Here is a 24,451-nt window from a genome sequence, read left to right on the forward strand (position 1 = left end):
CGTTCATTGTCGGCCTGCTTTGCGCTCAGTCAGGTAAGCAATGACCGCCGCCTGGTCACCGGCAAACTCGATGCGTGCCGCTTTGCTCTCGCGCTGGTAGGCGTACATCGGGTCGTAATACTCGCGCAGCAACCCGGCAATCCAGTCGCGGTGCAGCTCAACCGCCCCGCGACGCTGTTCCTCCAGCGCCGTCTGCATGATGGTCAGCAAACGCTGGTAGCGTTCGCCGCCCAGGCGCTTCTGGATATTGCTCAAGCTTTGCAGCAGGCGCTCGGCGTAAAGCCGAAAGCCCTCATCCTCACCGTGCAGGGCAGTAAATTCGGCGCACAGGTTGACCACGTAATCGCGCAGGATGCGCTCCAAGCGGTCCTCGAAGGCATCTTCCAGCCACACCAGCGGGTACTGCTGCATGCCCTGGTACAGCGCCAGCGGCACAGTGCAGCTTCCAACCATGCGCCCTTCATCTTCCAGCACAAACTGCTCGGTGCCACGGGCGCGTTGCTTGAGCAGATCGATGGCCAAACGGTTTTCGAAGTCGATCTGCGCCGGCTGGCCGCTGGCGCGTTTGCCGAAGCTGGAGCCACGGTGGTTGGCGTGGCCTTCCAGGTCCAGGCTGTTGTCCAGTTGCACCAGCACGTCGGTTTTACCGGTGCCAGTGAGGCCGCCGAGGATCACGAAATCACACTCGGCCACGGCTTGCTGAGTGGTTTCCAGCAAAAAGGTACGCATCGCTTTGTAGCCGCCGATCACCCGTGGGTAGTCGATACCGGCTTCCGCCAGCCATTGCTGGGTGATCTGCGAGCGCAGGCCACCGCGAAAGCAGTACAGATAGCCATGCGGATTGGCCTTGGCGAAGGCCGCCCAGGCCTCAACCCGTTCGGCCTTGACCTGGCCGCTGACCAGCTGGTGACCGAGCGCGATGGCGGCGTCCTGGCCATGCTGCTTGTAGCAGGTGCCGACACGCTGACGCTCGCTGTCATCCATCAGCGGCAGGTTGAGCACACCGGGGAAGGCGCCCTTGCTGAACTCGACCGGGGCGCGGGCGTCCATCATCGGCAGGTCATTGAGGAAGATGTCGCGGTAGTTGCTGCTGTTGTCGCGCATCACAGCACCTCTACCGCGTAACGCTGTCGCTCAACCAGGCGGCCAATTGGCGCCAGGTTCAGGCCCAGCTCGGCGGCTACGGCGAGAAACTCCGCTTCGCCCTCTGCGGTGACCGCCACCAGCAGACCGCCGCTGGTTTGCGGGTCACAGAGCAGATCACGCTGTTCGTCGCTGATAGGTGCGATCTTCTCGCCATAGCTGTCGAAGTTACGCAGGGTGCCGCCCGGCACGCAGCCCTCAGCCAGGTAGTAGTCGACACCTGGCAGGCGCGGCACGGCATCGTAGTCGAGCTGGGCGGTGAGATTGGCACCATCAGCCATCTCGACCAAATGACCGAGCAGGCCGAAGCCAGTAACGTCGGTCATCGCCGTGACCCCGGCCAGCTTGCCGAAACGCGAACCGGGCTTGTTCAGGGTGCACATCCAGTCGCGCGCCAGGCCAACGTCCTCGGGACGCAGCTTGGCCTTCTTCTCGGCGGTGGTCAGGATGCCGATGCCCAGCGGCTTGCTCAGGTACAGCTGGCAGCCGGCCGTGGCGGTGTCGTTGCGTTTCATATGGCGTTTAAGCACTACACCGGTGACGGCCAGACCGAAGATCGGCTCCGGTGCGTCGATGGAATGCCCGCCTGCCAGCGGAATGCCCGCTTCATCACACACCGCACGGCCGCCGCGAATCACTTCGCGGGCCACTTCCGGCGGCAGCAGATTGACCGGCCAACCGAGGATGGCGATGGCCATCAGCGGATCGCCGCCCATGGCGTAGATGTCGCTGATCGCGTTGGTGGCGGCGATGCGGCCAAAGTCATAGGGGTCATCGACGATTGGCATAAAGAAGTCGGTAGTCGACACCACCCCGCGCTCGTCGTCCAGGGCATACACCGCCGCATCATCACGCGAGGCATTGCCGACCCACAGCTTGGGGTCGAGGTTCTGCGCGCCGCTGCCGGCGAGAATCACCTCCAGCACTTTCGGCGAAATCTTGCAGCCGCAGCCGGCCCCGTGGCTGTACTGGGTCAAACGGATCGGCTCGCTCATCGGTCAGGCTCTCGGCAAATCGGAAAACAGGCGCGGATTCTAGCAAAGCTGGCCTTTAACACAGCGCTCCATATAATCGCGCCACGTCGACTACCCTGACTACTCGCAGCCCACCTATTCGCGGGCCTGCCATTTAGATCCTTTTCCGCTATTGAACCGGAGAATCTTCATGCTCAAACGTACCCTGGCGCTCGCCGCCGGTTTTGCCCTGTGCCTGTCCGCCAACCTCACTCAGGCTGCCGAAACCCTGCGCGTCAGCGCGATTCCGGACGAAGCGCCGACCGAACTGCTGCGCAAATTCAAACCGCTGGGCGCCTACCTGGAGCAGCAACTGGGCATGAAAGTCGAGTTCACCCCAGTCGCCGACTACCCAGCCGTGGTCGAGGCCCTGGCTACCGACCGCCTCGACCTGGCCTGGCTCGGCGGTTTCACCTTTGTGCAGGTGCGCCTGAAGACCGGCAACGCCATTCCGCTGGTACAGCGCGAGCAGGATGCGCAGTTCACCAGCAAGTTCATCACCGCCAACCCGGACGTGACCTCGCTAGCCGACCTCAAGGGCAAGACCTTTGCCTTCGGTTCGGTGTCGTCCACCTCCGGCAGCCTGATGCCGCGCTACTTCATGCTGCAGGACGGCATCAAGCCGGAAAGCCACTTCAGCCGCGTTGGCTACTCCGGTGCACATGACGCCACCGCCGCTTGGGTGCAGGCCGGCAAGGTCGATGGTGGCGTGCTCAACGCCAGCGTGTGGGACAAGCTGGTTGCCAGTGGCAAGGTCGATAGCAACAAGGTCAAGGTGTTCGCCACCACCCCGACTTACTACGACTACAACTGGACCGTGCGTGGCACCCTCGACCCGGCTTTGGCCGAGAAGATCAAAGCTGCCTTCCTCGCCCTCGACCCGGCTAACCCGGAGCACAAGGCGATCCTCGACCTGCAGGCCGCCAGCCGCTTTATCGAAACCTCGCCTGAGAACTACAAGGGCATCGAGGACGCTGCGCGCGCCGCTGACCTGCTGAAATGACCCTGCGCCTCTCTGGCGCCAGCCTCAGCCACGGCAACGGAGTCCACGCCCTGCGCGGCGTGGACTTGCATATCGCCGCCGGCGAGCAGGTCGCCATCATCGGTCCCTCAGGGGCCGGCAAGTCGAGCCTACTCAACCTGCTGGCCAGCGCCCTGCAACCAAGCAGCGGCGAGATTCAGCTGCTCGGTGAGCAGCCCTGGCAACTGTCCAGCAGCCAGCGCCAACGCCTGCGTGCACGTATTGGTTTGGTGCATCAGGCGCCGCCACTGCCGGCGCGCCAGCGGGTGGTTACCGCCGTACTGGCTGGCAAGCTTGGCCAGTGGGGGCTGGGCAAAAGCCTGCTGAATCTGTTGCACCCGCTGGATATCCCTGGCGCTCGCCGTGAGCTGGCCAAGCTGGACCTGGCTGACAAGCTGTTCGCCCAGTGTCAGCAGCTTTCCGGTGGTCAGCTGCAGCGCGTCGGCATCGCCCGCGTGCTGTACCAGGCGCCGGAACTGCTGCTGGCCGATGAGCCGGTGTCAGCCATGGACCCGGTGCTGGCCGAACACACGCTGAACGTGTTGTGCCGACATGCCGAACAGCATGGCGTCACCCTGGTCGCCAGCCTGCATGCGGTGGAACTGGCCCTGGCGCACTTCCCGCGGATTATCGGCCTGCGTGACGGGCAGATTCTCTTCGACCGCCCTGCCGGCGAAGTCGACCAGGCGCAGCTCGACGCGCTGTATGCCAATGAGCAATTGCTCTCACCGCCCGCGCCCAGCGTGACCTTGAGCCTGCAGATCCCGCGATGCTAAACCGCGACACCCGCGACCCTGCCGCCCTGCCCCGCCTGCTGCTCACCCTGCTGGCGCTGGCGCTGCTGTGGCCGGGTATACAGCTCAGCGAGCTGGACCTGGGCGTGCTGTTGCAAGCCGACAGCCAGAACGAGATGAGCCGCTTTGTCGCCGCCTTCTGGCCGCCGACCCATGACGCGGACTTTTTGCAGTTACTGCTCGACGCCACCCTGCAAACCCTGGCCATCGCCACCGCAGGCATGGCCCTGGCGCTACTATTGGCGATTCCAGCCAGTCTGCTGGCCAGCCGCGCACTATCGCTGTCGGCGGCCTCCCGTGGTGGTCGGCCGAAGCCGTTGGCGCAGTTGCTGCGCTGGCCGGTACGCGGCCTGCTGATCTTCCTGCGCAGCGTGCCGGAAATTGTCTGGGCCCTGCTGTTCGTCCGCGCGGTCGGCCTCGGCCCCACCGCCGGGGTGCTGGCCATCGCCATCACTTACAGCGGCATGCTCGGCAAGGTCTATGCGGAAATCTTCGAGTCGGTCGACCAGCGCCCGGCCCACGCCCTGCTGCAGGCCGGCAGCGGCCGACTAGCGGCCTTTGTCTACGGCACCCTGCCGAATGCCGCGGCAGAGCTGACCTCCTACACGGTGTACCGCTGGGAATGTGCGATTCGCGCTTCGGTGGTGATGGGCTTCGTCGGCGCCGGCGGCCTGGGCCAGCAGATCGATCTGTCGATGCGCATGTTCGCCGGCGGTGAAGTGGCCAGCATGCTGCTGACCTTCCTCCTGCTGGTGTTGCTGGCCGACCAGCTCAGCCGTGTGCTGCGCAGGAGGCTGACATGAGCCGGCTGATCAACCTGTTACTGCTGCTCAGCATCGGCGCAGCGGTAATCGCTTCATTCATTTATCTGGGCATCGACCTGGGCGCACTGATCAGCGGCGACAGCCTGGGCCAGATGGCCGGCTATGTGCAGCGTTTTCTCAGCCCCGACCTCAGCGCTGAACACCTGTCGGCCATCAGTCGTGGCGCCCTGGAAACCCTGGCCATGTCGGCCCTCGGCACCTTGATGGCGGCGGTATTCGGCCTGCTGCTGGCCTTACCAGCCGCCGGGCGCTTTGGCTGGCCGCTGCAAAGCGCCGCGCGTTTGCTACTGAATGCCCTGCGCGCAATTCCCGAACTGGTCTGGGCCGCGCTGATGGTGCTGGCCGCAGGCCTTGGCCCGAATGCCGGCACCCTGGCCCTGGCCCTGCACACCGCTGGCGTGCTCGGCCGACTGTTTGCCGAAGCGCTGGAAAACACCCCGACCGCACCGGCCGAGGCAATTCGTTTGCAGGGCGGCAGCCAGGTCGCGGCGTTCTGCTACGGCACCCTGCCCAACCTGTGGCCACAGCTATTGGCCTACAGCCTGTACCGCTGGGAAAACAATATCCGCATGGCCAGCGTGCTGGGTTTCGTCGGTGCCGGCGGCCTAGGACAGATGCTCTATGTCAGCCTCAGCCTGTTTCAGGAGGCGCAGGCCAGTACAGTGATCCTGGCCATGCTGGTGCTGGTATTCGGCGTCGACGCGCTGAGCGGCTGGACGCGGCAGCGCTGGGTACGGGCGTAGGGCGGGTGAAACCGGCGGTGCGCGCCACGCGGGTTTCACCCGCCCTACTCGGCACCAAAGCTGGTCACCGCTGTCCAACCCGGCGCGGCACCGCTCAGGCGGCACGGGCCGGTCATCATTGTTTCGGGAGCTGTCCTTGCCTTCTGTTTTCTCACGTCGCACCTTTCGCCTGACGGCCCTGCTCGGCGGGCTCGGCCTGGCCGCCTCAGTGCTGGCCTGCCCGAGTGGGCAGCAGCAGGTCTGCACAGTGGTGTGCTTCTGTGCGCCGTTCAGCCAGGCGGATATCGGGGTGCTGTACGAGGACGTCAGCCAGATGGCCGCCTCGGGCTTGGAGCAATGGCTGCTGCAATCACGCGAGACGGTGGCTGCCAGCGGCACCCATCCGATTCCTCTGCATATCCGCGCCCAGTTGGAGCCCTACTACGGCATCGGTGTACTTGATGCGGCGCGCTACAAGGTGGGTGACAGCGAAACCCTTAGCGCCGCCAATACCCTGCTGCAGAACCCTGATGTGCAGGCGGTGACGCTGATCGACATCATCGTCTTCCGCAATGCCGCGGACGCGCAGGACAATGTCGCGCTCTGGGCCCATGAACTGCTGCATGTGCAGCAATACCAGCAATGGGGCGTTCGCGAATTCGCCCGGCGCTACACCCGCGACCACAACGCCATCGAAGCGCCTGCTTACAAGCTGCAGATTGAGGTCGAACGCGCCCTGCGCAATCAGCTGATTAGCAACACCAAACAGCGCTAGCAGTGCTCTAAGAACGATTCAGCATCGGACAGCCACGCGCACAATAAAGCCGCACACGGGCCATGGCCAAGCAATCAGCCAATGGCTGCCTAAGGGAAACACGCAGGTGGCCGATGTGGAACGGAGCGTGTAGCTCCGTTCCTGCGCCGCCGGGTAGGCGAGCGCAGCGCATCGAAATGCCAGAGGGGAAGAAACGCATCGCACCGGGTGGGTAACCCTCCGTTGCCGGATGTACGACGGGCGCTGCATTGCAGCATCAGACACCTGGGCAAGGTGCCTGGAGGTGGCGGTAAGCCGGTGTTGCCAACCACCCCGGCCGGCGAACCGGTCAGGGTGGGATGCTCGTAGAACCGTTTAACCGATGGTCATCAAACTGGCGTTGCCGCCCGCTGCTGCGGTGTTAATGCTCAACGCGTGCTCAATCAGCAGACGCTCCAGCGGGATATCCGTCTCGCCTTTGTGCAGGCCATGCACACCGATAATCGCGCCAGGACGCTGGGCCGCCAGTTGGCAGACTTCGCGCAGCTGATCGGAGTCACCGTGATGCAGGATGGCGTCGAACGTAGTGTCACTTTCGCTCCACTGGCTGAGCACGCTGATGCGTTGCTGCACGGCCTTGGGCAGTGCGGCAAACAGCTCGCGGGTCAGCTCGCCTTCCTGCCACAGCACCTGGCAACCCACAGCCAAAGCCGCTGCCAGCTGCGCCAGCAGATCACTGCGCTCATCCGCCAGGCACAGCACATGCTCACGTGGCAGCAGGCTGTAGCTGTTGCGCTCACCGGTTGGGCCGTTGAGCATCTGCACGGTGCCGCTCTGCGCCAACTCGACATACTGCGCGCTTAGTGCGCTCAGGCTCGGCTCATGCTTGGTCGCCCAATCCTGCAGCGCCTGAATCACCTTGGCCTGCTCTGCCGGGCGCTGGATTTCGCCACTTTCCTGTTGCAGCTGCTTGGCCACCGCGTCCTGCGGACGGGTTGCCAGCAGGCGATACATATACAGCGGGCCACCCGCTTTCGGGCCGGTGCCAGACAGGCCTTCTCCGCCGAACGGCTGCACGCCGACTACAGCGCCAACCATGTTGCGGTTCACATACAGGTTGCCGACCTTGGCGGTGTTGACCACCTGAGCGATGGTTTCGTCGATGCGCGTGTGCACACCGAGGGTCAGACCGTAACCGCTGTCGTTGATCTGCTGCAGCAACTTGCCCAGGTCAGCACGCTGGTAGCGCACTACGTGCAGTACCGGGCCGAAGATCTCGCGCTGCATCTCGTCGAAGCTGTCCAGCTCGATCAGGGTTGGCAGCACATAGGTGCCGCGCTTGATGTCGTCACCCACAGCGCGGGCGGTCTGGAATACCTTGCGGCCCTTCTCGCGCATCTTCTCGATGTGCTGGTCGATATTATCCTTGGCTTCCGCGTCGATCACCGGGCCGATATCGGTGCTCAGGCGCTCCGGGTTGCCCAGGCTGTATTCAGCCATGGCGCCCTTGAGCATGTTGATCACTCGATCCGCCACGTCTTCCTGCACACACAACACGCGCAGTGCCGAGCAGCGCTGACCCGCGCTGTCGAAGGCCGAGGCCACGACATCGACCACCACCTGTTCAGTGAGCGCCGAGGAGTCGACGATCATGCTGTTGAGGCCGCCGGTTTCGGCGATCAGCGGAATGGTGCGGCCCTGGGCATCCAGGCGACCGGCGAGGTTGCGCTGAATGATCCCGGCCACTTCGGTGGACCCGGTAAACATCACGCCACGCACTCGCTCGTTGCCGATCAGGCCAGCGCCGACGGTTTCGCCACGGCCCGGCAGCAGTTGCACGGCGCCGCTCGGTACACCGGCGTCGAGCAGAATGCGCACAGCCTGCGCAGCGATCAGCGGCGTTTGTTCGGCCGGCTTGGCCAGCACGGTGTTACCGGCAGCCAGAGCGGCGGCGACCTGACCGCTGAAAATCGCCAGCGGGAAGTTCCACGGGCTGATGCACACCACCGGGCCCAGCGGGCGGTGGCTGTCATTGCTGAAGTGATTGCGTGCCTGCGCCGCGTAATAGCGCAGGAAGTCCACCGCCTCGCGTACTTCGGCGATGGCGTTGGCGAAGGTCTTACCGGATTCACGCACCAGCAGGCCCATCAGCTGCTGCATTTCCGCTTCCATCTGGTCGGCGGCGCGATCGAGCACGGCGGCGCGCTCGGCCGGCAGGGTCGATTGCCAGATCTGCCCGCTGGACACGGCGCAGAGCACGGCGTTGCGAACATCCTGCTCGCTGGCTTCATGCACATGGCCGACGATGTCGCGGTGGTCCGCCGGGTTGCGTACCGGCTGCGCTTCGCTCAGCTCAGGCGTTTCGCAACCGAGCAGCGGCATGGCTTTATAGACGGTGTTGGTGCTGCTCAGCAGCGCCGAGGACAGCGAACCGAGGCGGTGCTCGTTGGCCAAGTCGATGCCTTCGGAGTTCAAGCGGGCATCGCCATACAGCGCACGCGGTAGGGAAATGCGTGGGTGCGGCAGGCCGAGGCCGCCTTCCTGCGTGGCCATCTGCTCGACCTGCAGCACCGGGTCGAGCACCAGTTCCTTGATCGAGATGCTGGTGTCGGCGATGCGGTTGACGAACGAGGTGTTCGCGCCGTTTTCCAGCAGACGACGCACCAGGTAAGCCAGCAGGGTTTCATGGCTGCCCACCGGTGCGTAGATGCGGCACGGACGGTTCAGCTTGCCATCGGCGACCTTGCCCACCACCTGCTCGTACAGCGGCTCACCCATGCCATGCAGGCATTGGAACTCGTACTGGCCAGGGTAGTAGTTCTGCCCGGCCAGTTGATAAATGGCCGACAGCGAGTGGGCGTTGTGGGTGGCGAACTGCGGGTAGATGGCTTCCGGCACAGCCAGCAGCTTGCGCGCACAGGCGATGTAGGAAATATCGGTGTAAGGCTTGCGGGTGTACACCGGGTACCCTTCCAGGCCTTCGACCTGGGCGCGCTTGATCTCGCTGTCCCAGTACGCGCCTTTCACCAGGCGGATCATCAGGCGGTGACGGCTGCGCTTGGCCAGGTCGATGACGTAGTCGATCACATACGGGCAGCGCTTCTGGTAGGCCTGGATGACGAAACCGATACCGTTCCAGCCGGTCAGCGCCGGGTCGAAGCACAGGCGCTCGAGCAGATCGAGGGAGATTTCCAGGCGGTCGGCTTCTTCGGCATCGATGTTCAGGCCGATGTCGTACTGCTTGGCCAGCTTGGTCAAGCCCAGCAGGATCGGGTACAGCTCGTCCATCACCCGGTCGTACTGGGCGCGGCTGTAACGTGGGTGCAGGGCGGAGAGCTTGATCGAGATGCCCGGGCCTTCGTAGATGCCACGGCCGTGAGAGGCCTTGCCGATGGCATGGATGGCCTGCTCGTAGGACGCCAGATAGCGTTTGGCGTCTTCATCGGTCAGCGCGGCTTCACCGAGCATGTCGTAGGAATAACGGAAGCCTTTGCTTTCCATGTTGGTGGCGTTGGCCAGGGCTTCGGCGATAGTTTCGCCGGTAACAAACTGCTCGCCCATCAGGCGCATGGACATGTCCACGCCCTTGCGGATCAGTGGCTCGCCGCCTTTGCCGATAATGCGGTTTAGCGAAGTTACCAGGCCGGCTTCGTTGTGCGTGGCCACCAGTTTGCCGGTGATCAACAGGCCCCAGCTGGCGGCGTTGACGAACATCGATGGGCTGTTGCCCAGGTGCTGGCTCCAATTGCCGTTGCTGATCTTGTCGCGGATCAGCGCATCACGGGTGGCCTTGTCCGGAATACGCAGCAGCGCTTCAGCCAGGCACATCAGCGCCACACCTTCCTGCGAGGACAGCGAGAATTCCTGCAGCAAGCCCTGCACCAGGCCCTGACGGCCACCGGCGTTCTTCTGGTTGCGTAGCTTCTCGGCAATGCCCATGGCCAGCTTGTTGCTCGCCTCGGCCATGTCCTTGGGCAGACGCGCCTGCTCCAGCAGCATTGGTACCGCTTCGGTTTCCGGCCGGCGATAAGCGCCGGTAATGGCGGCACGCAGCACTGACTGCGGCAGGATGCTTTCGGCGAAATCGAGGAACACCTGCAAACCTTGCTCAGTCAGGTTTTCCACCACTTCTTCGCCCGCCACAGCGGCAAGGCCAGAATGCTCGGCCGGGGTCAGACCACCCTCGATCTGCTCCAGGTAATTGAAGATCGCCTGCTTGATCAGCCAATGCGGCGTGCGGTCAATCGACTGCGCAGCCTGCTTGAGGCGATCACGGGTTGCATCATCGAGCTTTACGCCAAGGGTGGTAGTGGCCATTGGTTTGTCCTGTATGGGCTGAAGCACGGCAAAAAATCGCCGAAAGCAATTTGCGCTACCTCCGCAACCAACCAGGGTGGCGGCCATAGAAGGTGAGGCGCAAAAAATCTGGCGAAAGATTAAACCTCACAAGGCTCAGGGTGCAACTAGGTGCAACCAAACAAAATCGCAACTCTTTGCCGCACAACACGGGACACAGGCTCACTCATTTCAGGCTAAAACCCAGCGTCCGTAAGGCTTTTGCAAAAATTGCCAACACCTTGAGGAAAACGCTCGTTTTAAAAAAGCATCGAGCTTCCGACGACAGGTACAACCCAAACACCAACAAGGTTGCACTGCGACATTTATCCCTGCTCACTAGAGCAAAGCACAACGGGTCAAAATCCGTGCAATGGCCGACGGAGTGCACCTGCACTCAGCGCAACCGCACACCTGCGAGTGAAGCCAACAGCACCGAAGCAGGACGAGTGAATCAACGCGATGGAGCGGATAGCCGGGCAACACAATGTCGCGTTAAGCTCAGAAGGGGATTCATAAGGAGATGACCATGACTGCCAAGGAAGCGCAATTGACTGAGCTACTCAGCCTGTCCACACGCACCCTCACCCACCTGACAGCCGCCATCACCGCGATGTCATTTGAACTGCTCAATACCTAGGACAACGCCGTGAACGCCACGGCACACAAGATGATCGAGCGCATGCTGGCGATCAACAGCGAGCTGGATCAGCAATGGCAACTGCTCGGCCAACTGGCCGGCACCCAGCCAGAGCCCAGCAACGCACTGGAACAGGTGGTTTTACAGAGCCTGGAAACGGTAGGGACCGAGGTCTAACGCCCCCCCGGAGCAGTCGAAACAAGCACTCAACGGCCCAGCATGCCGCAGAACAGGTCATCATCTCCGGCGAGATTGATGCACCAAAACGCCGGCGTCATGGCGCGCAACAAGGAAGCCGTGCAACTGGCCGCGGAGCTGACCGAAAGCGTGATGTCCTATCTGCATGTGCCGAGCAGCGATAAGCCTGTACGCAAGCCCATCAAACGACGCGCCAGCACCACGCCGCGACAGAGTTAGCGCGCACCAAGTTAAGGCTAAAACTGTCCGACAGGTCAGTTATCAGTGCACGCAACGTATTTACATCCCCCCAAAAACCACTAGAGTGCGCGCCCGACGCGCGCCATCTGGCGGCGCCGTGAACGATTTCAGGACTTGGCCTTGTTCTTGCTCAAGCTCCGACAGCCTGACCAATCAGACAGGTTTAAAACGATAATTCAGCACTTTGGGGAGCACCACTTGATGAACCGTACACTTTCCTCTCTGGTCCTGGCAGGCGGGCTTCTGGCGGGCGGCCAGGCAGTCGCGGGTGACCTGCTGCATTGGCAGAACAACAGCCTGACCTACCTGTATGGCCAGGATTACAAGATTGACCCGGAAATCCAGCAGACCGTGACCTTTGAACACGCCAGTGGCTGGGCTATCGGCGACCTGTTCTTCTTCGTCGACACCATCAAGTACAACACCGACGCCACCAATGGCGCAGGCGACGGCCACACCTTCTACGGCGAGTTCTCACCGCGCCTGTCGTTCGGCAAGCTGTTCAACAGCAAGCTGGAATTCGGCCCGATCAAGGATGTACTGCTGGCCACTACCTATGAATTCGGTGAAGACGATGTCGAGTCCTACCTGATCGGCCCCGGCTTTGATCTGGCGATCCCCGGCTTTGACTACTTCTCGCTGAACTTCTACAACCGCACGACCGATGGCAAGCGCGACGGCGATAACGTCTGGCAGATCACTCCGGTGTGGAGCTACACCATCCCGGTGGGTAAATCCGACATCGTGATCGACGGCTTTATGGATTGGGTGGTCGACAACGACAAGAGCTACCACGCCAACCTGCACTTCAACCCACAGATCAAGTACGACCTGGGTAAGGCCATGAACTGGGGCGAGAAGCAGCTGTATGTCGGTATCGAATACGACTACTGGAAAGACAAGTACGGTATCGAAGACAGCGGTTTTGTCAGCGACAACTTTGTCGGCGCGACCGATCAGAACACCGCCAGCCTGTTGGTAAAAGCGCACTTCTGATACTCAGTAGCAAACCCGCCAGTACCTGTGATTAAGGCTGGCGGGCATCTCCTGCAACAACCCTTCTCGCGCTAATTTGCCCTGCTGCGGCGTAATCGCCGCGCTCTCGGGGTCTTCTACTCTGTGATTACTCAGCAGTGGAAACCTAGCATGCCCAACGCCCTTCACCGCACATTCGTCCGCGCCCTGTTTGTCAGCCTGCTGCTCACCCTGGCTGCGTGCAGCACCCTGGCCACGCGCGACCCTTTGCGCATCGAACTGGTCGGTATCGAGCCGCTGCCCGGTGAAGGCCTGGAAGCACGCTTCGCAATCAAACTGCGGGTACAGAACCCCAATGGCCAGGCCATCGATTTCGACGGCGTGGACCTTGAGCTGCAGGTCAACCAGCAACCGCTGCTCAGTGGCGTCAGTGACCAACGCGGGCAAGTACCCCGTTACGGTGAAAGCATCCTGCGTATTCCGGTCAGCCTTTCCGCCTACGCCGCACTGCGCCAGGCCTGGGGCATGGCCGGCTATCAGGACGGCCAGGGGCTGCCCTATGAATTGCGTGGCAAGTTGGCCAACGGCCTGTTTGGCACCTGGCGTTTTAATGACCGTGGCACGCTTAACTGGCCACAACCGCCAGCACCCGGCGCGACACCATAAAACCCTATACAATATGCGGCCTTTTCCTATCGACCTATCAAGGACCCGCCGTGAGCACGTTGCCGCCCTGCCCTAAATGCAACTCCGAATACACCTACGAAGACGGCGCCCAGCTGGTATGCCCGGAGTGCGCCCACGAATGGTCGGCCACTGGCGCGAGCGACGCGGCAGATGACGCCAAGGTGATCAAGGACTCAGTGGGTAATGTGCTGCAGGACGGCGACACGATCACCGTGATCAAAGACCTGAAAGTCAAAGGCTCATCCCTGGTGGTCAAGGTCGGTACCAAGGTCAAAGGTATCCGCCTGTGCGACGGTGACCACGACATCGACTGCAAGATCGACGGCATCGGCGCGATGAAGCTGAAATCCGAGTTCGTGCGCAAAGTCTGAGTCAACTTGCAGCAAAAAAAGCCCCGGTCAGCTGCCGGGGCTTTTTTCATTAGCTAGCATCAATGCAGAGCTATTCGCTCGTTCGAGGCGCCCGCCTGGAGGACCTCATGCGTATTGTTGCGCTGTGCTTGACGCTATTACTGCCCTGGGCTGTGCAAGCCGAACCCTGGAAGGTGGTGGGCGATGAGCAGTTTGCACCCTATAGCTTTGTCACCATTGAGGATGACCAGCCGCGCGGACTGGATGTGGAGTTGGTGGAGGCGGTGATGCAAGAGGCCAAAATCCCCTACAGCTTGCGCCTGTACCCCTGGGAGCGGGTCAAGCGCATGATCGATCGCAGTGAAGTGGCCATGGCCTTTCAGTTCGCTGGGACCCCCGAACGGATGCAGCAATACGAGCTGGCCGGGCCGATCCGTACCGGTTCAACGGTGTTTATGACCTCGCGTAAAACCACCCTTAACGACTGGGACAAACTGGACGATCTGTCACTCTTCACCATTGGCCAGGTACGGGGGTATGCCTACCAATCGGATTTCGACAAAGCCGAACTGTCACGCGATACCAGTGCGCAGAACCCACGGCAGCTGGTGTCAATGCTGCTCGCCGGGCGCATTGATGTGATCGTCGGTGATCGTGTGCAACTGATGTATTTCGTTCGCGAGCAGCGCGCAGAACAGAGCGTACGCATTCTGCCCAAACCCCTGGTGGAAATGCCGCGTTATGTGGCCTTCGCCAAAGGCGATAGCGCACGTGCCAAACAGTTCTCGGCAGCGCTGGAGCGTTTAAGACAGGCTGGTGCCCTGGAAACCATTTACTCGCGCTGGCATTAAGCCGCGCGCCACTTGCCAGGAGCCGCCATGCGCGCCACCCGTGTGTTTTTACTGCTCTCAGCCACCCTGGTTCTGAGCGCCTGCGGTATCGGTGAAACCGCCGCAACTGCCAGCCTGCATGCCGAGCAGGCCACCCAACTGCAACAACAGACCGAACAGCTGAAACAGCAGATCGAAGCCGCCAACGCGCAAAGCAATAAACGCTTGGAAGAAGGCTACTGAGGGTTTATTGCACGGGCAGGAAGTTCATAAACAGCAGGCCCTGGGCATAACTCACGCCCATGCGCCGATAACGCTCATCCAGCACATCGGTGAGCAGATCCAGACGCGCGACGATCTTGCCGAACTCCACGGCATAGCTGAGGTTATGCCCCTCGGCAGAAATCTCGTTGGACAGCAGCCAAGGCTTGCCGCCGGCATCGGTGCGCTGAGCGAGCATCCAGCTGGCCTTCTCGACATTGCGCGCAGCGTTGTGGACAAACTGCGGGTCCAGCGTATCGCTCAGGTAGTACTCCGTGCGTCCGCCGTGGGCGGTAATCAGCATGCTTGCCAGCGAATAGATAAACGCCCCCACCCGATCGCCCTGGTACTCCGCGCTCAGGGCATAACTCAGCGCCGCAACATCAGTGCGCCCGCCTAGCTGGGGAAGCGGCTGATCAAGCTCAATGGCGCGGTGCACCGCGCGCTTGGCGGACTCCACATCAGGTAAACCGGTTTTACGCCACTCGCGCGGGTTGCGCAGATACAGCTTGTCCATCAAACGATAGAGGCTGTTGAGGTTGTTGCGCATGCCCAGGGTAGCCATACGGTCAGCATGGCTCTGGAAGAATTCGGTGGGTTTGATCGGACTGCGGTTGCTGACAATGGTCTGGTGATCTTGCCGGGTTGCGCAACCAGTGACCGCCAGTAACAGCACAACCAGCAGCGACAGGCGCATTGCCACAGCGTTGCCGCCCGACCAGACGGGCCCATTTCTTAGCCATTGCCAACGCTGCACAGTACTCATCAGAGGAGGTCGTCCGCTGCGGTGTGATGGGGTAACGCTAGCAACAAAATCCAGATTGGCCAGTTTTCCTCCTGAATACATGACTTTCAGCACAATCAATCACCTAGCTGCATAAGCTCAGGTGGACTGCCAACAGACCGCCTCAGGCGCAAAAGATTGCTAACCGCTTATCAGCAGCGCGGCAAAAGGCCCGTCGCAGAGCGCTTTAATCGGTATGATCCGCAGCTTTTTGGCTGCCGAGTGCCCCATGCTGCGTCTGCTTGTCCTGTTTTGCCTGCTAGTTGCCCTACCCGCTTTTGCCGATGCCCCGAAAACCTTCAGTGCCGCGAAGAAAATCGCCTGGCGGTTATATGCCGAACGGCCCAGCACCTTTTATTGCCATTGCACGTACAGCGGTAACCGCGTCGACCTCGGCAGCTGTGGCTACAGCCCCCGCAAACAGCTGCGCCGTGCCCAGAGACTGGAATGGGAGCATGTGGTGCCCGCTTGGGTAATCGGCCATCAGCGCCAGTGCTGGCAGGACGGCGGACGCAAGAACTGCGCGCGCAACGACGCCCGCTTCAAAGCAGCCGAAGCCGACCTGCACAACCTGGTGCCAAGCATCGGTGAGGTGAATGGTGACCGCTCCAACTACGCCCTCGGCATGCTCAGCGACAAACCCACGCAGTACGGCGCCTGCCCGATGGTGGTCAACTTCAAGGCGAAAACCGCCATGCCGCCAGCCCATACGCGTGGTGCAGCAGCGCGTATCTATCTGTATATGGCCGAACGCTACCAGCTGAAACTGTCCAAGCTCGACCGACGCACCTACGAGGCCTGGAACCGCCAATACCCGATCAGCGAGTGGGAGCGCTGGCGCAACCAGCAAGTCGGCTGCGTGATGGGCCACGGCAACCCTTATGTCGGCGCCATCGATCCGGGCCGCTGCAGCCCATTGCGCCGCGCTGGCAACCCACAGCGCACCAGCGGCTGAACGCTGACAAGCGCCCGGCGAACCCTGCACGCCACTATTGACGCTAAACTTCACCCCACGCCAGCCCGAGTATTGCCCTATGTCCAGCACCACCCTCCCGAGCGCAGCCCACGCCATTGCCGAAACCCGCGCCTGGGTTGATCGTGCCGTGATCGGCCTGAACCTTTGCCCGTTCGCCAAAGCCGTGCAGGTCAAAGGGCAAGTACGCTACGTGGTGTGTACCGACAGCGAGCCGGAAGTACTGCTCAGCATGCTGATCGACGAGTTGCATGCGCTCGCCCACTGCGAGCCCAGCGAAACGGACACCACCTTACTGATCCACCCCGCCGCCCTGACTGACTTCCTCGATTTCAACGACTTCCTCGGGGTGGTCGATGATGCACTCGACGAACTCGGCTACAGCGGTACCCTGCAAGTGGCCAGCTTCCACCCGCAGTTCCAGTTTGCCGACACGGCCGCCAACGACCTCAGCAACGCCACCAACCGCTCGCCCTACCCGACGCTGCATATCCTCCGTGAAGCCAGCATCGACCGCGCCGTGGCAGCGTTCCCTGAGCCTGAGGCAATTTTCGAAGCCAATATCCAGACCCTCGAAGACCTTGGCGCCGACGGTTGGGCGGCCCTGCAGGCGCAGTGCCGCAAAGACGCACAAAACAGCTAAGCCCCCTCCCCCAGTGTGCCGTCAGACCACCTGACGGCACCGCAGCGACACCGCGTCAACCCGCCCCCTTGCTTACCAGCACCCGTTGGCAACTTCTGCGCGCGCGACCGATGACGCATTTACGGCAATTCATGCCAAGAATCTTGAGCGTTTTGCTAGCTGATCAACACAATTAATCAGCATGAATCCATAAGATCCCAGCACTTTCGACGCGGCCCATGCTGGCCGAACCGCGTGTTGAGCAGGCCGCCTGCAACTAAAACCGCACTCGATTCAAGACCCTTTCGCGGGTCCATCAACAGATCAACCAAGGGATAACGCTATGGCTCGGGTTCGTAAACTGGTGCTGGCAATTGCAGCGACTTCGGCGCTGTCATCCGGCATGGCGCACGCGCTAGGGCTGGGTGAAGTAACACTGCAGTCAGCACTCAACCAGCCTTTGGTGGCGGAGATCGAACTGCTGGAAAGCCGCGACCTGGCCGCCAACGAAGTGATGCCGACCCTGGCCTCTGCGGAAGCCTTCAACAAGGCAGGGATTGACCGGTAGTTCTTCCTGACGGACCTGACATTTACCCCGGTCCTCAAGCCCAATGGCAAAAGCGTTATCCGGGTGACCTCGAATAAGCCGATGCGTGAGCCTTACCTGAACTTCCTGGTGCAAGTGCTCTGGCCCAATGGCCAGTTGCAGCGTGAATACACCCTGCTGCTGGACCCACCGCTCTATACCGCGCAAAGCGTAATCCCTGCTGCCGTACAACAACCGGTAACCGCAGCGTCTGCTGCGCCACGCACACAGCCGCAGGTAGCGCGCCCAGCAGTTAGCGCAAATCAACCAGCATCCGCCAGCACGGCTGCCGCCACACCACTGGCAGGCAATGAGTACACGACCACCGCCAACGACAACCTCTGGGACATTGCCAACCGTGTGCGGGCTGACGGTAGCGTGCATCAGGCCATGCTGGCGATCCAGGAGCTGAATCCGCAGGCCTTTATCGATAACAACATCAACCGCATGAAAAGCGGTCAGGTGCTGCGCCTACCCGATGCCCAACACATCAACAGCCGCACACAAAGCGCCGCCATTGCTCAGGTTAACCAGCAAACCGCCGCCTGGCGTGAGAGCCGCAATGTTGCTGCCAGCGCCCGCCAGTTGGATGCCAGTAAGCGCAATACTGCGGCCGCTACGCCAGCCACAATTGAACGCCGCGATAACTTGAAACTGGTTGCAGAAGGCAGCGACAAGGCGAGCGCCGGCAGTGACAAAGGCAACGCAGGCAACAAGGCCCTGCTTGATCAACTGGCAATGACCCAGGAAAGCCTCGATTCGACCAATCGTGAAAACGCTGAGCTGAAAAGCCGTATTGCCGACCTGCAAAGCCAACTCGACAAACTGCAGCGCCTGATCCAATTAAAGAACGACCAGATGGCGAAGTTACAGGCCTACCTGGCCGCACAGAACCAGGCACCGGCCGTAACTCCAGGCGTCGCCGCTGCTACAACCGACAATCAGACACCCGCTATTCCTTAAGCCTAAGCCGCCACCAGGTACTACCGAGTAATACCCTTAGGTTGATGCCGCGAGGCTTCCTCTTATCAAGGCTGACCAGCAACGCTATTGCCCTCATGGGTCGCCGTCAGCCCGCCACCCCTGGCGGCCTTATCACCAGGCATTACGCGCCGTACTGTTTTACACAGGCTTTACATTGCGCCCTGCAATGCCGCGCAACACCCAGTGTCGAAACTACAAGCCGGGAAAGACCGGTTTGCACAGGAGTTTCGATCATGCTGTCGCGTATCCCCCTTATCACCGGCCTGGTGGCCAGTCTGGCGCTGTTTGCCCAGGCCCCAGCGCAGGCCTCCAACCGTGACGCAGCGATTGCCGGAGCCGTGGTGGGCGCGGTGATTGGCGGCGTACTTGTGAGCCAGAGCCGTCCCGCGCGGGTTTACGCTCCGCCACCACGCGAGTACTACCCACCGCCACCGGCGTATTACCCTCCGCAACGGGTGTACTACGAGCGCCAGCCGGTCTACTACCAGCCGGCCCCGGTGTATTACATACAGGAGCGGCCGCGCCATAAACGTTGGCATGGCCACAAACACCGTCGGCACGACGGCTATGGTCACGGCTATCGCTGGTAAACAAAAAAGCCCCGCAATTGCGGGGCTTTTTCTCGGTATAAAGCAGCGCGGCCGGCCTACTCCGTACGGAAACGTACCACCAGCTGTTTCAGCTCACTGCTCAGGCCGCTTTGTTCCTGGGCGTAGCTTTCCACCTCGGCGGCCTGCACGGAGATCTGCGTCACTGCATCGTTGATGGCGACGATGTTCTGGTTGATTTCCTCGGTCACCAGGTGCTGTTCCTCGGTCGCGGTGGCGATCTGCATGGTCATGTCGCGGATCATCTGCACCTTGCCTTCAATGCTCTCGAAGGCGGCCATGACCTCATCGGACAGCACGATAGCTTTGCCCGATTCGACCAGGCTTTGGTCCATGCTCACCGTCACTTCCTTGATGCGGTTGACCAGCAGGTTGAGGATATTGTTGATCTGCTCGGTGGAGTCCTGGGTGCGTTTGGCCAGGTTGCGTACTTCATCAGCCACCACCGCAAACCCTCGCCCCTGCTCGCCCGCGCGGGCGGCTTCGATGGCCGCGTTCAAGGCCAGCAGGTTGGTCTGCTCGGCGATCTGCTGAATGGTCGATAGGATGTTATTGATGTTGACCGTTTCCTTCTCCAGCTCCTGAAGCACCTTGTTGGAGTTCTGGATGCTGGCGCCGAGCTTGTTGACCCCGGACGTGCTGCGGGCGATCACCTCTTTGCCATTGCGCGTGGCCACCAGCCCCTGCTCCGACACATCGGCGGTTTGCACACAGGTCTTGGCCACCTCGTTGGCCGCCGAGGACATCTCGGTCACCGCCGTGACGATCTGCTCCACCGAACTCAACTGGCGTTGCAGCGTGGCGGACATCGCCGTGGTGCGCTTGTTGGTATCGCTGGAAACCCCATCCATGCTGATGGCGTTCTCCTTGATCACCCGGATCATGCCCTGGATCGACGCAATAAACTGATTGAACCACTTGGCCAGCTCGCCGGTTTCATCCTTGCTGAGCAGGTCCAGCCGGCGGGTCAGGTCACCTTCACCCTGAGCGATGGTGCGTAGCCCATCCTTCACCAGGTTGATCGGGTTGACGATACGGTTGGCGATCACCACCCCAGCCGCACCGAATACCAGCACCAGCACCACGCAGACAATCAGGGTGATCCAGGTCAGCTCGCGGGCGCTCGCGTAAATCTCGTCCGCCTGCTTGAAGCCAACAAACTTCCAGCCCAGCTCAGGCGAGGTGTAAACGTTGGCCATATAAGCCACCCCGTCGATCTCCACCTCCACCAGGCCGTTCTCGGTTTTACCGATAACCGCAAAGTGCTCGCCGGGCAGCTCGCTGACCTTCTTGAAGTTGTTATCCGGATTGAGGCCATCCACCAGCAAGGTGCCGCTGCCCTCCGCCAGCATCAGAAAACCGGTTTCACCAAAGCGCACCCTCTGCGCCATATCCGTCAGCGCCTTGAGCGACACATCCACCGCCACCACCCCGGCGAACTGCCCGGCGGTGTCCTTGAAGCCCTTGAGCACCGAGACATACACCGCGTCATCCGGCTCCCAGTAATAACCGTCGCGGCGGGCCAGGGTGAAGTTGGCGTCGCGGCCGATGGGGTACCACTCGCGTTGCCGCGGGTCCCAATCACCGTAATCCCCGGTGCCCGGCCACTCCACATAGCCACCCTTGGTATCGCTCATGTACACGTAGCCGAAGGTGGGGTTGTTCTTACCGATGCTGGAGAAGTAATCGAAGATCTGCTTCTCGCGTCCACCATTGGCGGTCGCCACCTCGCCCGGTTTGCGCGCCTCACCGAAGTAGGTGGTCAGCTCGCCGTTCTGGGCATCCTGCACTGCGGGGTATTCCGCCAGGGCGGAAACGGTGTGGCCCACAGAATCAAAGAAAGTGGCAAAGCTGTTGTTCACCAGCTTCATATCCAGGCTGCTGGACACCAGAAAGTTCTCTTTAGCCTGCTGCGTGACATTGCGAATCGTCAGCAGCGCCACCACCAGAACCGGAATCAGGGTTGCCACCAGAAAGCTCAGCAACAGTTTGGATTTGATATTCATGGGACATCGCCTTCTAGCTGGCCAGTAATACGCTCTATCGGCGCTTGTAGAGGATAGTTAAGGCATATGACAGCGCCAGCGCTGGCCTCACCACGACACAGCTGCGGCGCGAAAGCGACTGTCGCGGTAAATCGGCGGCTGATTGATCGCAGGTATTCCGCAGCCGCAGCGGTGACGCGGATTAAGGGTTTCGCCCTTACGGCGAGTTACTTGATTCGCTGCGCTCCCCTTCGGGCCAGCCTGCGGCTGTTACTGCGCTTCGCTCCGTATCTCTTTGCACGCGCAGAAAGTAACCAAAGAGAAAGCACATCCGCCCTGCGGGCTTTTTTCTTTTCACCCGCGATTTAACAGACGACGCCAACCGCCCCATCTGGAGGCCGAGTGGAATCTTTGCGGAAGGGGTTGAGCGGCATGGATGCCGCGAGAGCCGCGATGGGCCATGGATGGCCCTTCGCGGCGTGCCCCTGGAGCAATGATGGAACGAGGGAAGTCGAGCGCAGCGAGACCCGTATGCAAGGGGCAAGACCTCTTGGTTACTTCTGGGGCGTTTGCCAGAAGTGACCCGCCGTAAGGGCGGAACCAATAGACCGGTCAGCACACAAGCGGCGGATACACACCGGCCCAAGACCAAAAGCCAATGCGCAAACTATGGCGCATTGCCATCCATTCGCAGTAAGGTCGAGCCAACTTCATTCAAGGAAGAAGCATGGCCGCCAAACCCAGCCCGCCCCGGCAGCAAAAGCACCTTGCCGTGCTGATCGACGCCGACAACGCCTCCGCCGCGATTGTCGAAGGCCTGTTCGAGGAAATCGCCAAATACGGCGTCGCCAGCGTTAAACGCATCTACGGCGACTGGACCGGCCCACAACTGGGCGGCTGGAAGAAGGTACTGTTGGAACACTCGATCCAACCCATGCAGCAGTTCGCCTACACCACCGGCAAAAACGCCACCGACAGCTCACTGATCATCGACGCCATGGACCTGCTCTATACCCGGCGCTTTGATGGCTTCTGCCTGGTTTCCAGCGACAGCGACTTCACCCGCCTGGCCGCCCGCCTGCGTGAAGAAGGGCTGGAAGTAATCGGCTTTGGTGAACAGAAAACCCCCAAGCCTTTCGTCTCCGCCTGCGACAAATTTATTTACACCGAACTACTGCGCAACGATGCCGAACCCGCAGAGCCGGAAAGCACCGGCAATGGCACATCAACCGCTACGCCGGCACCTACCGCCACAGCAGAAAGCAAACCCAGCGCGCCGCCAGCATTGGCCAAGGTCAAACCGCAAAAAGTGCCGGTGGACTTTATTGCCAAGGTGATCGAAGACAATTCGGACGAGGATGGTTGGTGTCATCTCGGCGCTCTCGGCACCAATATCAGCAAGCTGCGCTCGGACTTTGACTCACGCCTTTATGGCCATAAGAAGCTGAGCGATTTGATCAAAGCGCAGAACAGCCGTTTTGAACTACAAGAGCGCGGGATCACTTCTACAGGTGGAAAATCTTTGTATGCAAGAAATCGCAGGCCTGGCAAGTCGTAACTCAGCGCTAGAAAACTCATGGAAAACTGAAAATAAAATCATGAAATTTATTATTAGATAAAAACCAATCCGCTTTTATTAAAACCAGACAAGAGCCAACACATGAATTTCACAGATATAGAGTTCGGAAAAGCCACTGGAGAGCAGGAGAGCCTTTCCTTCCCAATATTATTAGAGAAAGGCTTTATAAATAAAGATAACGCTCTTGAAAAACTAAAAAGCAGCGATAAATTCCTAATACTAGGTTTCAAGGGCAGTGGGAAATCAATACTAGGCGAAAAAATAAAACACGAAAGTTTCCCGGAGAATAAAGACTCAAAATTCTGCACAACTGTTAACCACCTAGCCGACTTTCCCTTCAAAAGTTTTGCAAAAATATTTTCTGGAGATGCTGAGCCCGAATCAAAATACCCAACAACGTGGCAATACCTAATTTTAACCACTCTCCTTGAGGCTTTTGTAGAAGACCCAAATGGTAGAGACACTGAAAACCTAGAGTTCAGAGAAAGCATTTCAAAACTAAACGAACATGGCTTACTGCCAATAAAAAATCTCAAAAGCCTAGCTCTACGCTCATCTAAAACCTCTTTTAAAGTCAACCTATTCAAGCTCCTAGAATACAATCAAGAAAACTCACAGAACCCCAAAGAGCAGGATATATTATTCCTAGAGGTTGTTGATTATTTAAAGGAGCTAATACCCGAATTCAACACACAAAGTAAACACCTCCTAATAATTGATGGTTTAGACGACATACTTACGCTGAGGGACATCCAGCTAAAATCACTGGGAGCTCTTATATTTGAGGCGCAGAGGCTAAACATCTGGATGCAAAGAGAAAAAATACCAGCAAAAATAATAATACTTTGCAGAACAGACTTATTTGAAAAACTACCAGTACCAAATAAAAACAAAATCAGACAAGACTATTCAGTAAGCCTAGATTGGTACCACGACCCCAGAGACGCCAGCAACTCAATGCTAGTAGAACTCGCAAACCTGAGAGCATCCTTGTTCTTAGACGGCACAAGTAACATCTTTGATAGCTTTTTCGAAAAAGAAACTGAAAACAAACCAACTACACATTTCCTACTTGATCACACCCGCCACACCCCTAGAGACTTCACTCAATTACTAAACAACATAAAATCATTCTACAAAAATGAAAAAATCAGCAGAAATGAAATAATAAACGGAATAAGGAAGTACTCAACAGAATACTTCCTACCAGAAATAAAAGACGAACTAGTCGGCTATATAGATGACATTGTTTTTGACAACTTCACCCAGGCAGTAACACAGCTAAAGCAAAGAGAGTTCAAATACACAGCCTTAATTGAAAATATAGACCTACAAAAAACACCAAGAGACTCCGTCGACTCACTACTCAATGCGCTTTTTAAATGCAGCGCAATAGGAAACAAATGGAGTCACTCAGGAAATGAACGGTATGAGTTCATCTTCAGAAACCCACATGCGCAGTTCGACAAGACAAAAACGATTGTTTTACACAAAGGCCTTTGGAAATCACTGAATCTTATATAGTTATAAGACCTATCAAAAC

Annotated in this window: 22 protein-coding genes and 1 pseudogene; 18 read left to right on the top strand and 5 right to left on the bottom strand. The window is 59.7% G+C overall.

What is annotated here, in order from left to right; all coding sequences use genetic code 11:
* Positions 1 to 3 precede the first annotated feature (3 nt).
* Entirely contained in the window at positions 4 to 1,104 is a 1,101-nt protein-coding gene (mnmH, locus tag HBN63_RS08565; protein WP_170049107.1) for a tRNA 2-selenouridine(34) synthase MnmH, read from the bottom strand.
* Entirely contained in the window at positions 1,104 to 2,138 is a 1,035-nt protein-coding gene (gene selD / locus HBN63_RS08570; RefSeq protein ID WP_170049108.1) for a selenide, water dikinase SelD, read from the bottom strand. The genes mnmH and selD overlap by 1 nt, the downstream gene beginning before the upstream one ends.
* A 169-nt stretch (positions 2,139 to 2,307) precedes the next feature.
* Between selD and HBN63_RS08575 the strand changes: the two genes are divergently transcribed.
* From HBN63_RS08575 to HBN63_RS08595, 5 genes are all read left to right on the top strand, one after another.
* The gene (locus HBN63_RS08575) at positions 2,308 to 3,159 is read left to right on the top strand and encodes a putative selenate ABC transporter substrate-binding protein (protein ID WP_170049109.1); all 852 of its coding nucleotides are present in this window, start codon (positions 2,308 to 2,310) and stop codon (positions 3,157 to 3,159) included.
* On the top strand, positions 3,156 to 3,953 hold the full coding sequence (locus HBN63_RS08580; RefSeq protein WP_170049110.1) for an ATP-binding cassette domain-containing protein: 798 nt from the start codon (positions 3,156 to 3,158) through the stop codon (positions 3,951 to 3,953). The genes HBN63_RS08575 and HBN63_RS08580 overlap by 4 nt, the downstream gene beginning before the upstream one ends.
* The gene (locus HBN63_RS08585) at positions 3,947 to 4,774 is read left to right on the top strand and encodes an ABC transporter permease (protein ID WP_160088960.1); all 828 of its coding nucleotides are present in this window, start codon (positions 3,947 to 3,949) and stop codon (positions 4,772 to 4,774) included. Before HBN63_RS08580 ends, HBN63_RS08585 begins: the two co-directional genes overlap by 7 nt.
* Positions 4,771 to 5,538 carry a phosphonate ABC transporter, permease protein PhnE gene (gene phnE / locus HBN63_RS08590; RefSeq protein WP_170049111.1) on the top strand — a complete coding sequence of 256 codons (768 nt, stop codon included), beginning with the start codon at positions 4,771 to 4,773 and terminating at the stop codon, positions 5,536 to 5,538. Before HBN63_RS08585 ends, phnE begins: the two co-directional genes overlap by 4 nt.
* A 136-nt stretch (positions 5,539 to 5,674) precedes the next feature.
* Positions 5,675 to 6,292, top strand: coding sequence for a DUF4157 domain-containing protein (locus HBN63_RS08595; RefSeq protein ID WP_170049112.1), 618 nt, complete (start codon positions 5,675 to 5,677; stop codon positions 6,290 to 6,292).
* Positions 6,293 to 6,646: 354 nt separating this feature from the next.
* Here the strand turns inward: HBN63_RS08595 and putA are convergent, their stop codons facing one another.
* Positions 6,647 to 10,588, bottom strand: coding sequence for a trifunctional transcriptional regulator/proline dehydrogenase/L-glutamate gamma-semialdehyde dehydrogenase (gene putA / locus HBN63_RS08600; RefSeq protein WP_170049113.1), 3,942 nt, complete (start codon positions 10,586 to 10,588; stop codon positions 6,647 to 6,649).
* A gap of 667 nt (positions 10,589 to 11,255) precedes the next feature.
* On the opposite strand from putA, the gene HBN63_RS08605 reads away from it, so the two are divergent.
* From HBN63_RS08605 to HBN63_RS08635, 7 genes are all read left to right on the top strand, one after another.
* Positions 11,256 to 11,423 (top strand): hypothetical protein, encoded by a 168-nt coding sequence (locus HBN63_RS08605; RefSeq protein ID WP_170049114.1) that lies wholly within the window; start codon positions 11,256 to 11,258, stop codon positions 11,421 to 11,423.
* Between the two features lie 78 nt (positions 11,424 to 11,501).
* Positions 11,502 to 11,663 carry a hypothetical protein gene (locus HBN63_RS08610; RefSeq protein ID WP_167354476.1) on the top strand — a complete coding sequence of 54 codons (162 nt, stop codon included), beginning with the start codon at positions 11,502 to 11,504 and terminating at the stop codon, positions 11,661 to 11,663.
* A 222-nt stretch (positions 11,664 to 11,885) separates the two neighbouring features.
* Positions 11,886 to 12,680, top strand: a complete 795-nt coding sequence (locus HBN63_RS08615) for an outer membrane protein OmpK (protein ID WP_090255356.1) — start codon at positions 11,886 to 11,888, stop codon at positions 12,678 to 12,680.
* A gap of 150 nt (positions 12,681 to 12,830) precedes the next feature.
* Positions 12,831 to 13,325: an LEA type 2 family protein gene (locus HBN63_RS08620; RefSeq protein ID WP_170049115.1), complete on the top strand. Its 495-nt coding sequence runs from the start codon at positions 12,831 to 12,833 to the stop codon at positions 13,323 to 13,325.
* 50 nt (positions 13,326 to 13,375) lie between these two features.
* Positions 13,376 to 13,717 (top strand): zinc ribbon domain-containing protein YjdM, encoded by a 342-nt coding sequence (locus HBN63_RS08625; RefSeq protein WP_090255361.1) that lies wholly within the window; start codon positions 13,376 to 13,378, stop codon positions 13,715 to 13,717.
* 107 nt (positions 13,718 to 13,824) lie between these two features.
* Entirely contained in the window at positions 13,825 to 14,547 is a 723-nt protein-coding gene (locus tag HBN63_RS08630) for a transporter substrate-binding domain-containing protein (protein ID WP_170049116.1), read from the top strand.
* Between the two features lie 27 nt (positions 14,548 to 14,574).
* Positions 14,575 to 14,769, top strand: a complete 195-nt coding sequence (locus tag HBN63_RS08635) for a hypothetical protein (protein WP_170049117.1) — start codon at positions 14,575 to 14,577, stop codon at positions 14,767 to 14,769.
* A 4-nt stretch (positions 14,770 to 14,773) separates the two neighbouring features.
* Here HBN63_RS08635 and HBN63_RS08640 read toward each other — a convergent pair whose 3' ends face one another.
* Positions 14,774 to 15,484, bottom strand: a complete 711-nt coding sequence (locus tag HBN63_RS08640; RefSeq protein ID WP_170049118.1) for a hypothetical protein — start codon at positions 15,482 to 15,484, stop codon at positions 14,774 to 14,776.
* A 316-nt stretch (positions 15,485 to 15,800) separates the two neighbouring features.
* On the opposite strand from HBN63_RS08640, the gene HBN63_RS08645 reads away from it, so the two are divergent.
* From HBN63_RS08645 to HBN63_RS08660, 4 genes and pseudogenes are all read left to right on the top strand, one after another.
* Positions 15,801 to 16,526, top strand: coding sequence for an endonuclease (locus HBN63_RS08645; protein WP_090255811.1), 726 nt, complete (start codon positions 15,801 to 15,803; stop codon positions 16,524 to 16,526).
* Positions 16,527 to 16,605: 79 nt separating this feature from the next.
* A complete protein-coding gene (locus HBN63_RS08650) occupies positions 16,606 to 17,187 on the top strand; it encodes a DUF1415 domain-containing protein (RefSeq protein ID WP_170049119.1) in 582 nt (193 codons plus the stop codon).
* A 322-nt stretch (positions 17,188 to 17,509) separates the two neighbouring features.
* Positions 17,510 to 18,640: pseudogene (locus HBN63_RS08655) on the top strand (FimV/HubP family polar landmark protein); the annotation flags it as partial.
* A 329-nt stretch (positions 18,641 to 18,969) separates the two neighbouring features.
* The gene (locus HBN63_RS08660) at positions 18,970 to 19,326 is read left to right on the top strand and encodes a hypothetical protein (RefSeq protein WP_090255373.1); all 357 of its coding nucleotides are present in this window, start codon (positions 18,970 to 18,972) and stop codon (positions 19,324 to 19,326) included.
* Positions 19,327 to 19,382: 56 nt separating this feature from the next.
* On the opposite strand, the gene HBN63_RS08665 is transcribed toward HBN63_RS08660, so the two are convergent.
* Entirely contained in the window at positions 19,383 to 21,350 is a 1,968-nt protein-coding gene (locus HBN63_RS08665) for a methyl-accepting chemotaxis protein (RefSeq protein ID WP_170049120.1), read from the bottom strand.
* A 706-nt stretch (positions 21,351 to 22,056) separates the two neighbouring features.
* On the opposite strand from HBN63_RS08665, the gene HBN63_RS08670 reads away from it, so the two are divergent.
* Both HBN63_RS08670 and HBN63_RS08675 read left to right on the top strand, forming a co-directional pair.
* Positions 22,057 to 22,887: an NYN domain-containing protein gene (locus HBN63_RS08670; protein WP_170049121.1), complete on the top strand. Its 831-nt coding sequence runs from the start codon at positions 22,057 to 22,059 to the stop codon at positions 22,885 to 22,887.
* Between the two features lie 102 nt (positions 22,888 to 22,989).
* Positions 22,990 to 24,432 carry a hypothetical protein gene (locus HBN63_RS08675; RefSeq protein ID WP_170049122.1) on the top strand — a complete coding sequence of 481 codons (1,443 nt, stop codon included), beginning with the start codon at positions 22,990 to 22,992 and terminating at the stop codon, positions 24,430 to 24,432.
* The last annotated feature ends 19 nt before the right edge of the window (positions 24,433 to 24,451 follow it).

The organism is Pseudomonas sp. WS 5011 (assembly GCF_012985775.1).
Taxonomy (GTDB): Bacteria; Pseudomonadota; Gammaproteobacteria; order Pseudomonadales; family Pseudomonadaceae; genus Aquipseudomonas; species Aquipseudomonas peli.